General features: G+C 37.3%; 10 protein-coding genes and 1 tRNA gene. 3 read left to right on the top strand and 8 right to left on the bottom strand.

Annotated elements, in window-relative coordinates; genetic code table 11:
- Positions 1–4: 4 nt before the first annotated feature.
- The gene (gene mfd / locus ACT5E3_RS13145; protein ID WP_444993998.1) at positions 5–3,448 is read right to left on the bottom strand and encodes a transcription-repair coupling factor; all 3,444 of its coding nucleotides are present in this window, start codon (positions 3,446–3,448) and stop codon (positions 5–7) included.
- A 257-nt stretch (positions 3,449–3,705) separates the two neighbouring features.
- Between mfd and ACT5E3_RS13140 the strand changes: the two genes are divergently transcribed.
- Positions 3,706–3,782: transfer RNA gene (locus ACT5E3_RS13140), tRNA-Arg, on the top strand.
- 123 nt (positions 3,783–3,905) lie between these two features.
- On the opposite strand, the gene ACT5E3_RS13135 is transcribed toward ACT5E3_RS13140, so the two are convergent.
- From ACT5E3_RS13135 to ACT5E3_RS13125, 3 genes are all read right to left on the bottom strand, one after another.
- Positions 3,906–5,702 (bottom strand): hypothetical protein, encoded by a 1,797-nt coding sequence (locus tag ACT5E3_RS13135; RefSeq protein ID WP_444993997.1) that lies wholly within the window; start codon positions 5,700–5,702, stop codon positions 3,906–3,908.
- Between the two features lie 140 nt (positions 5,703–5,842).
- Positions 5,843–6,508: an RsmD family RNA methyltransferase gene (locus tag ACT5E3_RS13130; protein ID WP_444993996.1), complete on the bottom strand. Its 666-nt coding sequence runs from the start codon at positions 6,506–6,508 to the stop codon at positions 5,843–5,845.
- Between the two features lie 520 nt (positions 6,509–7,028).
- Positions 7,029–7,850 carry a hypothetical protein gene (locus ACT5E3_RS13125; protein ID WP_444993995.1) on the bottom strand — a complete coding sequence of 274 codons (822 nt, stop codon included), beginning with the start codon at positions 7,848–7,850 and terminating at the stop codon, positions 7,029–7,031.
- A 423-nt stretch (positions 7,851–8,273) separates the two neighbouring features.
- Between ACT5E3_RS13125 and ACT5E3_RS13120 the strand changes: the two genes are divergently transcribed.
- Together ACT5E3_RS13120 and ACT5E3_RS13115 are read left to right on the top strand one after the other, a co-directional pair.
- Positions 8,274–8,858 carry an outer membrane beta-barrel protein gene (locus tag ACT5E3_RS13120; protein WP_444993994.1) on the top strand — a complete coding sequence of 195 codons (585 nt, stop codon included), beginning with the start codon at positions 8,274–8,276 and terminating at the stop codon, positions 8,856–8,858.
- Positions 8,859–8,975: 117 nt separating this feature from the next.
- Positions 8,976–10,703 (top strand): hypothetical protein, encoded by a 1,728-nt coding sequence (locus ACT5E3_RS13115; protein ID WP_444993993.1) that lies wholly within the window; start codon positions 8,976–8,978, stop codon positions 10,701–10,703.
- 84 nt (positions 10,704–10,787) lie between these two features.
- On the opposite strand, the gene ACT5E3_RS13110 is transcribed toward ACT5E3_RS13115, so the two are convergent.
- The 4 genes from ACT5E3_RS13110 to ACT5E3_RS13095 all read right to left on the bottom strand — a co-directional run bounded on the left by ACT5E3_RS13110 (position 10,788) and on the right by ACT5E3_RS13095 (position 13,787).
- On the bottom strand, positions 10,788–11,558 hold the full coding sequence (locus ACT5E3_RS13110) for a hypothetical protein (RefSeq protein ID WP_444993992.1): 771 nt from the start codon (positions 11,556–11,558) through the stop codon (positions 10,788–10,790).
- 105 nt (positions 11,559–11,663) lie between these two features.
- Positions 11,664–12,434: a hypothetical protein gene (locus ACT5E3_RS13105; protein ID WP_444993991.1), complete on the bottom strand. Its 771-nt coding sequence runs from the start codon at positions 12,432–12,434 to the stop codon at positions 11,664–11,666.
- The gene (locus tag ACT5E3_RS13100; RefSeq protein ID WP_444993990.1) at positions 12,431–12,769 is read right to left on the bottom strand and encodes a hypothetical protein; all 339 of its coding nucleotides are present in this window, start codon (positions 12,767–12,769) and stop codon (positions 12,431–12,433) included. The genes ACT5E3_RS13105 and ACT5E3_RS13100 overlap by 4 nt, the downstream gene beginning before the upstream one ends.
- Positions 12,770–12,818: 49 nt before the next feature.
- Positions 12,819–13,787 (bottom strand): hypothetical protein, encoded by a 969-nt coding sequence (locus ACT5E3_RS13095; protein WP_444993989.1) that lies wholly within the window; start codon positions 13,785–13,787, stop codon positions 12,819–12,821.

Below are 13,787 nucleotides of genomic sequence, written 5' to 3'. Positions count from 1 at the left end.
ACCCTTAGCCACCCAATGTTTCAATCAAAGAATCGATCTGTTGTTTTCTTTGTTCAATGGTTTCATTTTGACTCACCACTTTGAGCCTTGTTCCTTTCTCTAGCTTATATTTGCTAGGATTTTGTTGAATTAACTGTATTAACTTGGTTGTATCAATCTTAGGTTCGGCAATAAAATCTAAAGAAATCGAGTGTTTATTGGCATCAAGCTTAGATATTCCCATTGCTGATAGTCTTAATTTTAACTCCGTTGAACTAAATAACGCTTTGGCTGGCTCGGGCAATAAACCAAAGCGATCGATTAGTTCAACTTGTAAGTCTCTTAAAGCTTTTGAATTTTTTGCATTGGCAATGCGTTTGTATAATGAGAGGCGTAAGCCCACGTCAGGAATAAAGCTCTCTGGTAACAATGCCGACTCACCTAGGTTAACTTCTGTTTGTTCATCTTGAGTCATTTTTAGAGAAGGTTCTTGCCCACTTTTTAACGACTCTACAGCACGATCAAGTAACTCCATATATAAACTAAAACCAATAGTTTGCATATGCCCACTTTGTTCATCACCTAATAGTTCACCTGCGCCACGAATTTCTAAATCATGAGTTGCTAATATAAATCCAGCTCCTAAATCTTCTAAGTTTTCGATAGCTTCAAGCCTTTTCTTAGCATCTTTGGTAATTGTTTTAGGATTAGGCGTTAGTAAATAAGCATAGGCTTGGTGATGTGAACGTCCGACTCGACCTCTTAGTTGGTGAAGTTGGGCAAGACCTAGCTTATCAGCTCTATCCATAATGATTGTATTAGCGGTTGGTACATCTATACCTGTCTCAATAATAGTTGTGCAAACTAATACATGAAATCGTTGGTGATAAAACTGTTTCATCACTTCTTCAAGTTCTCGCTCTCGCATTTGTCCATGAGCGACTGCGACATGAATTTCAGGCATCAATTCCCGAATTTCATTCGCTACTCGCTCAATAGAGTCAACAGCATTATGAAGATAATAAACTTGTCCACCTCGTCTTACTTCCCGCTGAATCGCTTCTTTGATTAAAGGCGTATTATGTTGTCTGACAAAAGTTTTAATCGCTAACCTTTTGGCTGGAGGGGTAGCAATAATCGATAAATCACGCATGCCCGACATCGACATATTTAGAGTTCTTGGGATCGGTGTTGCGGTTAAAGTTAAAATATCGACTTTGGCTCTAAAAGATTTCAGTACCTCTTTTTGTCGCACACCAAAGCGATGTTCTTCATCGATTAACAGCAACCCAAGATTGTTAAATTTGGGTTGTCCCATCAATAATCGATGTGTACCAATAATAATATCTATCTGACCAGCTTCTAGCTGAGCTAATACAGTTTCTTGTTCTTTTTTAGTCTGAAAACGAGACAAAACGCCAATGTTAACAGGCCATTGAGAAAAACGATCTTGAAATGAATTAAAGTGTTGTTGTGCCAATAGTGTCGTCGGGACTAGCATGGCTACTTGCATTCCACTTTGAATAGCAATGTAGGCTGCTCGCATAGCAACTTCGGTTTTACCAAAGCCAACATCACCACAAATTAAACGATCCATTGGTGTACTGGCCTTCATATCATTAACGACAGCATCAATTGCATTTTTTTGATCGGGCGTTGCTTCAAACTGAAACTCTGAAGAAAATTTTTCATAATCTATTTGATTCAGTTTATGCACAATTCCTTTTTCAGCTGCTCTTCTTGCATATAAATCTAATAATTCAGCCGCAGTATCACGGGCTTTTTCAAGCGCTTTTGTTTTAGCTTTGCTCCAGGTTTCAGTACCTAGTTTATGCCAGGGGGCTGTTTCAGGGTTACTGCCAGAAAATCGATGAATTAAATGTAATGATTGAACAGGAACATAAAGTTTATCGCCTCCAGAATATTCCAAAGTCAAAAATTCACTAACGGTTCCGCCAGCATCAATGGTTTGTAAACCTAAATAACGGCCAACACCTTGATCAACATGTACAACCGGATCGCCAGTTTTTAATTCTGCCAAACTGTGAATTAACTGATCGGGAGAAATACTTTTATCTTGGCGTCTACGAGACTGAAGAACTTGGCTGCCAAATAAATTACTTTCACAAATAATTAAATGCCCATCAACCGCAAAACCTTGCATAAGCGGAGCGGTTGTTAAAGCAATGGCTGTTGGCATAGTAATAAATTCATGCCAGCTTTTTATTGTTTTTATAGTGATTTTATTTTTATTGAGTAATTCTCTAAGTACTTCTTGTCGTCCAGATGACTCCGCACAAATTAAAACTTTATGGTGTTGCTCTAATAGCTGTTTTAAATTTTGTAATGGTTCATTGGCTTTATGATCGACTTGTACATTTGGGCAAGGAGAAAACATCATAGGTGATGACTGAGCGTTATCCGATGAGGTCAATGCTAGCGAAGGATAATTTTTTATTTGTGAAAACAACTCGTCTTCATTCATAAATAGACTTAATGGAGCAACAATAGGACGTTCAATATCATGACTGTATTGTTCATATCTTTCTGTCAGCTCTTTCCAAAAAGATTGTATCGGATTGTTGAGTTTTTCTTGGTGAACCACTAATAAATTTTTACAATCAATAAAATCAAATAGTGTTGATAGTTCTTGGAAAAATAAGGGTAAATAATATTCAATACCTGCGGTAAAAATACCGTTGCTAACATCTCGATAAATGGCAGCTTCTCGTATGTTGGTATCAAAAGTTGAACGCCAATTTTTTCTAAATGTAGAAATTGCTTGTTCGTCAGTTGGATATTCTCTTGCTGGCAATAAATTAATTTGATTAACTTTTTCCGTTGTTAATTGTGTTTCTGTATCAAAAAAGCGAAGAGATTCTACTTCATCATCAAATAACTCAATTCTAATCGGTTGTTTTGAACCCATGGGAAATAGGTCAATAATTGAACCTCTAACAGCAAACTCTCCATGTTCCATAACATTGGCGACTAGCGCATAACCATTATTATTTAAGTTATGCCTTAGCGTGTCCATATTAATGGTTTGCCCAATTTCTAAAAGTAAACACTGTTGTTCGATATATTGACGAGAAGGTAAACGTTGCAGTGCTGAAGATACAGGTAATAATAGAATACCTTTATTTAGCTGAGGGAGTTGAAAGAGCGTTTGCAGTCTTTCCGAAACAATATCTTGATGCGGTGAAAAATAGTCATACGGTAACGTTTCCCAATCAGGTAACGTAATTACAGGGATAGCTGTTGAATTATCGAGATAAAACTCAATTTCTTTTTTCAGTGGCTGAGTGCTGGCTGCATCTGGGAGCAACACCATTAAAATCCCATTGTAATCCCTTGCGGTATTAGCAATTGTTAGGGCAAACGAGCTACCGTGAACTTGGCTAAAATGATTGGTGTAGCCTGGTTTTTCTATTAGCTGTTGATTAGTCTTTTGAAGTAATAAACTCATTGATGCTATTGAGTAAAGTCTGCGATCAGGCGGTAGATTATACCTGAGGCCATAAGAGAGTTGTACTAAGTGATACCGCTATTAAGATAAATTACAGTGTTTATTCACTCAAATTGAACAATTAATAAACAACTTAACTTGTTTGTTTAAAAAACTTAACGGGATCCAATTAAAAATAATCATCAATAGTTTATTTTACAAGGTAAAACTTGCTAGAATCTGACCTTATCTTTTAAAGCGATTAATTTGTCATCTTAGCGCTCGTAGCTCACTTGGATAGAGCGGCCCCCTCCTAAGGGGCAGGTAACAGGTTCGACTCCTGTCGAGCGCGCCATTATCTTGCTTTTAACGACTTGGCTTTGACCTTTTACTTTATTAACTACAATTCAAACTAACGCTAGAACTTGGACTATAAAAATCTAACGTTAGCAAAGTAGATTAACTTGTTATCGTTCCTTTATTCACCCAAGGTTTTATATTTAACCAATCGATAACGAGGTTGTTTTTGTTTTTTCATTTTTTGAGCCAGTACTTCATGTAGGTTTGTATCCCAATTAGTATACTGATCAATAAAACGATCGGCTTCTGCTTTATCTCCTTGGTACTGTAAATCAAGTAATTTTTTTAAGAGTTTTTTAACGGCTTTGGGATAAGCTTTATAATCAATTGATAACTCTGCTTTATCACGATTAAATGAGATAGCGCCATGCTCCAAAAAGAAATTCATTGTCATTAGTTTCATCGTACCATAAGACTGACTACGCCTAGGTTTATTGGTCAATAAGGTTCTTGCAATTCCACCGGCATAAATCGCTTGTAAATCTTGATCAGTATGATGACCTTTTTTATGTAATAAATCGGCTGAAAATAAAGAAACTAAATCAGACTTCATTTCCTCTAATAAATTTTGATTATTTTCTAAAGCGATATCAAAAGTTCTTCCTTTTTTATCAACGGCGGGGCCCATGTAGTGGCCAATTTCATGCCACAAAGTTCGTTTAAAATTACTCTGAATCGTTAAGTGAGAGTCAAACTCATCTGCCATTACTGTATCCCAAAGTGATTTAGCAATAGAAAAGATTTCAGGTGAAGTTAGTACGTTATACCTTAATAAAATAACTCGTCCGTACTTGCGGGTTAAATGGCTTTCATTTGGTAAAATCGAAGCCGTATTGGTGCCTCTTGATTGCGCATAATCAATTAAAACATTGTAAACGCCTAATGGAATATTGCTGCGCACCGTTTTGTGGTTATTATAAGGTAAACTATTTTCCAACGCTTGTAAGCCTCCAATTGCTTGTTGAAGTTCTTCACTACGCTTTCTATCTTTGATCAATATACTCATTGAGAAAGATGATTTGGTACTAAACAATGCATCATCGTAAGTTTCATACGAACCTATTTGAGCATTTATGTTACCAAAGCTACCAGTAATCCAAGCGGCATCGCCACTTTCATAATTATCAGATAATAAATCTCTTGCGCGATTTTCTAAATAGTCTGCAAAATCTCTATCTTCAGACCGAATAGCATCACTGGCTTTAAAAAGTTCATAATAAACTTGCATTAACTGATCGGCATAAGCAATAGAATAGGGGATTGCATAGAGTGATTTTTGACTCTTATTTAATTGAGTTAACTTATTTTTTAAACCGGGATGTAGAATGTCTAGAGTAGGGTAACGAGTTAATGTTGATAAGTCTTGCTTGATATTAGCGGTCGTATTCTTCCGAACCAATGTTCTAACATGGAGTATGCTATCTTTTTCTTCGGGGTATTTTGCTAAAAATTGACTGACTTCTTGTTTGGTGATTCCCCAGGGATATCGATTTTTGCCTGGTACTTCCGGTGCAACATGAGCAAATGCTTCATGCTTATTTTCTAATGTACTCGCAATAGGCCCTTTAAATATTCGATAAAGTTTCAGCAAATCCTTTGCCTTTTTATCGCCCTTAGCGGCTCGTTTTGTTAATTTTGACCGAGTCGCTAGTGCTTGTTTGTGCTGTGCTTTCAGATAAATATCATGAATAATTTCACCCGCTTTTTTAAGATGTTCTAGCGCTAGCCGCTCATTTTTAGATAAATGGCTAATGTCGGGGGCAAAATCTAACACTATGGTATTATCTAATATGCTATTGATTTGTTGAGATGACCATTCTGAATCACTGGCTTGATTACCAGCATAAGCTGATGTTACAAGACATGAAACTACACCTATACTGGCTAAACTACGGAAAATTGAGAGTTTTGTCATTATTAATACTCACACAATAATTGGGGTTAAATTCAAATTAATTAGAGTATAGTCAATTGACCAAAAATAAAAACAAGCGACTGTAACAAATTAATTAAGCTGTGCTAATGCGAAGCCGAAATATTTAATGTTTATCAAAGTTAAGCATTGATTCGATATAAGCCACAGTTATAATCCTGAGAGAAGTTTTTTTCATAGATTTTATTCATATCACTCATATCTATTAGCGATTCAAAATGTTCGTTATTAAAGAAAATAATATAAATTTCTCTTGGTTTATTTTCATAAGATTGTTTGATATTACTAACGACCTTGCTCAGTGTTTCACCTCTAAAAGGGTTAAAAAAATAGATCACATTTACATCTGATGGAATCGTATAAGTGGTTGCGTCAATATTAAGTATTGATACATCTTGAGTTTTTCGGTTATTCATATTGAGAATATTATTGGCAGCAATTTCTGATAATCGTTTCGATAACTCAATACCAATTACTTTTTTAAAGCCACAGGCTGCGGCAAGGCTAATTACTCTTCCTTTGCCCGAGCCATAATCTAATATAACATTTTGCTCAATGGGTTGAGGTAGCTTTTTAAATATAGATAAAACGGCTTTATAACCTATGGGAGAATATTCAACAGCATCTTCATTGGTGATATCTAGGTTCGATTTTTTAACTAATCGTTGAGTTTCAATGGCCAGCTTATTTTCATAGTACTTATCATATAATCTATAGCTAAGTTCTTTGCTTAAATTCACTATGCCATGCCTTTTTAAAAAGTTAATGGCTCTTTTTATTTTATTCATTAAGTTTTATCAATTTTATTGAATGTTATTAGTATCAAGAATTGATTGACACATATCTCATTAGCAAAACTTTTAAATACAATAAGTAGCATATATTAAATTGATTGTTAATAAGCATTGAGATGTTCATTCTATGCTGAAAAGGTTAGTTTGGTAAAGGAGTAAAGGGTGGTTGATTTTTGAGCTTTATCCACCAAGTTGGCCGGCATCTTATGAATATTTAACGCGTTTAGTCTTAGATAAAGTCTCGACTTAAAGGGATAAATTTTTCAGATATTGATCTCTAGAGCGGATAGTCAATGAGTTTCTGCATTAATTTATTGGCTACATATTGGTAGAGTTATTGGAGTATTCAGATCATTATTTTTTTAAATGGGACTAGGGGGGAGAGCCTAAAAATGAATAATTGAGTAAAATAGAACTCCAGAGCTGAGGGTGAGAATCTCAAAAAGTGTGAAAAGAAATGATTAGGCTAGATTCCAGTTTTCCTGATTTTATTTTGAGTTTCAAAAAGCAGAATTCAATGGATAACATAATTACCGAGTTTTAATCCCTTTATTTTTAAAAACTTTTTTAAACGTTGTGATGGTAAAAGGTTAACTGAATTTAACATTGCCATTATAAAAAGATTAATGCTGGCGAGTTGGTCGTCGTTTATAGACTTGTCTAACGGTAACGAAAAGCCTTCAAAATTGGTCAAAGTGTAACGAAAACACAAAGCGTCTTCTTTTGCTAATGGCGTATAGTAGTACATATCACTACCGACCTGAAAATAAACCCATTCTCGTTCACCAATTTCAATAGTCTTAACAAGCTCATCAAGCAAAGTGCTATCACTAATCCGTTGTTGTACGATTTCTTTATCATTAAACTCAATCGCCATAGTGCCATCTGTGCCCATAAACATATCATACATGGCGGCTTGTGCTTGTTTTTCTTGATAACCTGATTTTACCCAAGGCAAAAGAGAGCCGGCCTGAGTCAAGTCGGTTTGTGTTTGTTGCTCAGCTTTTGATAAACATTCCACATTGACTGATAGTTTTAAAATAATGCAGTCGTTATCTGATCGAACATTAGGTTTAAATTGCCAGCCGGTCATCATAATATTTTTTTTGCCATGAGAATCTTCCGGGGTTGGCATACTTCCTAGTGTATAAGTGTCTACAAAAGGGGGCTGATACCAATCGTGCCCACTGCTGTTTTGATAAGTTGCTTGAGGACAGCGGAATTTCAGCAAACAGCGAAATAAATCAACCTGATACCAGGGAGCCGATGCTATTTGTTTAGGCGTTAAGGGGACAAGTCCTTTAAAATAAGCTTTGATGGGATACTTAAATATCATATTAGCCTTTGTTTAATTACCATTTTTGGTTTGCTTGTTTTGCTGCTTGGGTTTTATCTGTTCGTGCTATTTTTAAAAAAATGGTGACCGCTATTATCTTCTGTTTAATTATCACTCAAAAAGCGCCAACTGAAAATAGAACAGAATTTAAAAATACAGCAGACTGAGGGCCAGTAATATTTATAACATATCAGATTAGAGTAAAAATATAATCAATTTTAAGTATTTTTCTGGCGTTTGTAACTTTCATAGTAATGCGTGCAAGGAAAGCTTGATTTTTGTGAACCTGTTATTGCATGTCAATTAGTCGAGCGTTTATAATCCGCTACTAAATCATTTACTTGGTTAACAAGCCAGGTAAATAAAATGATTGAGTTTTAATCATTTATTATCAGGAATAATATTTCAGGAGATGCTTCCCTTATGAATATCCACAAGAAACAAGCTGCATTGGGAATGTTGTTAACTTTATTATTCAGCAGTCATGTTACTCTTGCTGAAAATACCAGTTCAACAATTAAAAACTATTATTATGGTGCTAGCTACTCAAGTCTTGATTATCAAGAAAAAGGCACATCAGATGCCAGCCTTGCTTCGCTTAATTTAAACGCTGGTTATATATTTAATGAAAGCTTGTCTTTTGAAGCTCGTTTAGGTTTGGGAGTGGGTGATGATAATATTAACTTTAACCTGCTTAATACCACTGTCAGTGGTGAAATTGAACTGGATCAAACAATGGGTATCTATGGAAAATATGCAATGCCTGTTGAGCAATATGCCCCTTATGTGATTTTAGGGTACTCCAGCGCAGAAGCGACGGCTAAAGTATCAAGTATGAGTGCATCGAGCGTAAGTGCATCAAGTGATGTCGCCAGCATGTCTTATGGTTTAGGCTTAGATGTTCAAATCTCAAAACGTATGACAGGTAATTTAGAATATATCAATTTGCTCGATAAAAGTGATGTTGAAATTTCTGCCATTACATTAGGCGTATCATTTAAGTTTTAATTTTATGGGTAAATCAATTAAGCTTTATCGCGAATAACAAATCAATAAAACTGCTCAAAATTTAAACGGTTGAGTATTAACTCTTGATAGAGATATTAAAATACAAAAGGCATAACAATGAAAATATCGAAAGGAAAACGATGGTTAAATCAAGGCGTTGCCTGGTTAAACTTGATGGTGTTGGTCACAGGAATAACGGTTGGTTTATCCGGTTGTGGCGGTGGTGGTGGGGCTGCTGATAAGCTTACTGATAAACTATTAAATCAAACCCCGGACAGTTTTGAACTGACAGCGCAAACCGATGTTGCGTTAGATAGCTGGATAGAATCGAATGAAGTCACTATTAGTGGTATCGAAGGTGTGGTTGCCGTGAGTGTGAGCGGGGGAGAGTATGCTGTTGCTGGTGGAGCATACACCAGTAGTGCAGGCTCAGTCAGTAATGGCCAAACCTTAAAAGTTCGCTTAATGTCTAGCAGCAGCTACAACGAAACAACTACTGCAAACATTAAAGTCGGCAAGCTGGAAAAATCTTTTTCAGTAACCACCGAGTTAGACCAAATGCCCGATGCTTTTGCATTTACTGCTCAAACTGAAGCAGAATTATCAAGCCAGGTTGAATCCAATGAAGTCACTATTGCAGGTATTGCGGTGGCAGTTGATATTAGTGTGAGTGCTGGTGGTGAATATTCAATTGATGGCGCTGCTTATACCAGTGCAGCCGGAACTATTAGCGAAGGCCAAAAAGTTAAAGTCCGTTTAACAACGGGTAGCAGCTATAGTGAAACCACCACTATTACTTTAACGGTGGGGGCTGGTGAAGGCGCTTTTTCTGTGACAACTATGCCAGACCGTATACCGGATGATTTTGAGTTTACGGCACAAAACGATGTCATGTTTTCAACAGAAGTGACTTCTAATGAAGTGACTATTTCTGGTATTGAAGTGGCGGTTGATATTAGTGTGAGTGGGGGAGAGTATTCAATTGATGGCGGCGCTTTTACCAGTGCAGCGGGCACGATTGAAAATGGCCAAAAAGTTCGAGTTAAGGTGATGTCGGGGAGTAGTTTAAATGAAACCACTACAGCCACTTTAACGGTTTCAACATTAAGTCGTGACTTTAGTGTGACTACGCATTCGGCCGATGCCAGTGGTCTTTTTGATGGTAGTGGCACGGTAAATGGCGGAACCAATTTACCTGACACCAAAGCAATTATTTATCAAGACCGTTTTATGATTATTAATGAAACCGAAAATGTGTTGTACGATGGTCAAATCCAGTCTTATAACAACACCGAATTTACTGCAACGGTTGCTGTTTATAAAGATGGTGTTAATAGTCTGCAAGTAGATGCAACGGGAACTATAACTAATCAATCAACAGTGAGTTTGGTGTTAGGTGGTACAGGGTATGGTAGTGGTACGATTAATTTGGCTTTTAATGTGTTGTTTGAGCGGGATGCGACTATGGAGCGGTTTGTTGCTGCGGGTTTGGATTCATGGGCTGGTTTAACAAGTACTGTTAATCAAGGCCAAGATATTGTTTTACAAGCATTAAATGATTCTGAGTTTATGGGGGGGCCTAATGGAACTAATGAATGTGATTATAAAAGTGGAATAAAAGAAATACCTGACCCAACATTTAATTTGTTTACTATAGGTTTTGACTCAACGAATGGTTTTGTTACAGAAACTTGCGACCATATAGGAGAAGGTTATACAGGTTTTGTTACTATCATCGATGGTGGTACTCGTGGAACCGATGGTATTATGTGGTTTATGGCGACCAACGGCACAAACTCTACCTTTTCAGTACTGTCATTTTATACCTTTGTTCCAACCCGATAATTGTCTTCATTTTTATTTTGGTTCCCATACTTTTGTATGGGAACCAAATATATTCAGATACCTAGATGCTTTTTAGGCTTATTCCTAATCATGCTTTAATGGCAATGGATTTTCAGCGGCTTGTTTCTGAGCTTTGGCTTTATCGGACAATTCCAATGTCACTTTCGACATAAAGTCTTTAATAAAATTAGCCGAGGCTTCGGCAAGGTTATGTTCGGAGCTAAAGATATAATTTCCAACAGCTTTGGAAAAAAAAAGCACTCTTAAGGCGTAGTTATTATCGATGGGAATCCAATAGTAAGTTTCTATAGCTTGGAAACCATTATCACCTGGTTCAAGTACATCAAAATAATAACCACTTAAAGGTTGGTAAAAGTGTACTTCTTTTTCTGATTGAGGGTATTGGTAGAGTCGATGTTTCTCTGGATCCCAGTCTTCCATCATCGCCTTTTTTTTATTTTGTCTTGCCCACCAGCCAGTCTCAACTTCTTCCATCACCCATTCTAGTAAGTGCTTTTGGTTGAATAAAGATTTTTCGGAAGTTAGTAGACAAGGTTTAGTTAAGGCAATATCAATTTTAACATAACCCGGGGCTTCGGCTTGTTTGCCCCAAAAGTCCCAACCATTGACATGAATGCGTTTAGAGAAAGCCCGTTTGGTATTCCACTCTTCGAGCTCTTCGGTGTAAATATCAAAGGCTGAACGCTGAAATTCGCCGGGCATTAATAGGGTTTGTTTAGGCCGGGGAAAGGTGAGTTTGCTGCCCGATAAATCAATGGTAAAACGAGGAGCCGTTTCTAAATTGACGGCTTTTAAATTATGATCATCACCAAACCAACGGCGTAATAAGCTCATGATTTTCGGCCTTTGAGTTTAGCTTTAATTAAAGCGACAAAGGATTGGGCTTTGCCGCCTGTTTGATTGGTTAAGCCATAAGAATTCTTATGTTTTAATGGCATACTAATCATGTTTTAATGGCAATGGATTTTCGGCCGCTTGTTTCTGAGCTTTGGCCTTATCGGATAACTCCAATGTCACTTTCGACATAAAGTCTTTAATAAAATTAGCTGAGGCTTCGGCAAAGTTGTGTTCTGAACTAAAATATTCATATCCAATAATTTCCGAACGAAAGTCAATATTTAAAAGATATTCGTTTTCAATAGGTATGTAGTAGTAGGTTCTAATAGCTTGACAGCCTGTGTTACCAGGCTCCAAAACATCGAAATAATAAGCACTCAGATTGGTGAACAGGTGTATTTCTTTTTCTGACTGCGGATACTGAAATAGCCTACCTTTTCTTGGATCCCAGTCTTCTAGCTCAGTTTTTTTTCTATTTTGTTTAGCCCACCACCCATTTTCAACTTCCTCCATTATCCATTTAATTAACTCTTTATTATTGAATAAAGACTCTTTTGAAGTTAAGAGATGAGGCTTGACCAAAAAAATATCAACTTTAACGTAACCATGCGATTCGGCTTGTTTGCCCCAAAAATCCCAACCATTGACATGAATCCGCTTAGATGAGGCACGTTGATCATTCCACTCTTCAAGTTCTTCTGTATAAATATCAAAGGTTGAACGCTGAAACTCGCCGGGCATTAATACAGTTTGTTTAGGCCGGGGGAAGGTGAGCTGGCTACCGGATAAGTCAATGGTAAAGCGAGGAGCCGTCTCTAAATTAACGGCTTTTAAATTGTGATCATCACCAAACCAGCGGCGTAATAAACTCATGATTTTCGGCCTTTGAGTTTGGCTTTAATTAAAGCAGCAAAAGATTTGGCTTTGCCGCCTGTTTGGTTGGCCACAAAAGCGTTCATTTCTGGAGTAGACTTAAATGGATGCAGGTGCGGGTTTAAATTAGGGTCGGCAATATTATTGGCCGAAATATTTCTCATAGATTCAATGCTTCTCTTCATCGCAGGTATACCTAAGGCCGTGTTAGCAGCCCCAGCAACGGCAGGTAATGCAGGGTGAAGTACATAGCTTGCGGCTATCCCGCCAATCTTGAAACTTTTTTTGCTTAAGTCGATTAATTTGTCTCGATTTATTCCTGCTTCTTCAGGCATGGATACCACATCAGGTCCGCTCGGATTTTTTTAGTGGTAATAAAAGGCATCATTTACTTGTGACTTTCTGCTCCGCCATATACCGTTGATAATCTTCCGCCTCCAACTGTTTAAACTTGTCAATGATGCCTTGGCGGATAGCCGCATCGAATTCATCCCGCTTTTTCCCTTGTGCAGCCAAATCGGCTTGGCCTATTTTTTGAAACTCTTCATAAGGTAAATCATCATATTCAGGATGTTCCCCCCTTAAACGAACCATGCACTCAAACTCAGCTTCTACCGAAACGTAATCGAATGCCAGAGCGGGTAGTGAGGTCGAGAGCTTCTCATAAGGATAGTTTTGTTGCGCCTCAGCTTGTTGTGCCTTGGCATCCTCAGATAGCTCCACTTGAAAACTCGACATGATTAAATCGGCCAACTCATTATGCAACTGGGGCACTTTGGTATTATCCTCATACACTGTATTATCAAACGACACCATCAACAAGTGCTCATCAGTCACTGGTGTGGCATAAAAGTAATCAACTTGGTCCAGCTCTTTGTCTTTATACTCTTTAAAATGGGCCCAGTTTGTGCCATTAAAGTTGAGTAATTGATAATCACGCCTACAGGCAACGGCACTAAAGTATTCATCAAAAATATAAGCTTCCACACCAGCTTCAAAACGACGCGGTCGAAACAAGCTACTAAAATCGGGCAAATAAATGCCCCTTACAAAAAAGCGGGTAAGCCCTAAATCTCGGCCAAAGCGGTTAAATAAATGAGTGCGCGTATAACTCCAATTTTTTTTACGCACAGCCAGTCCTTTAATCTGGCTTAACGAGTTTCCGCTAAATCTACCCATAGCACTTTTATTATATAAATTAATACGATTATCCTTGCAGCCATAATCGGCAACCGCATCTCGATGATAAGGTGCATCAAAACGAATGGTCGTACCCGATAAATTCACCTCATGATGTTCCAGATTAACTAAGTCAGGTCCGCTCGGATTTTTTTTAGTGGCAATAAAAGGCAT

Source organism: Aliikangiella litoralis, assembly GCF_052495765.1.
This window is presented reverse-complemented; position numbering and strand designations above follow the sequence as displayed.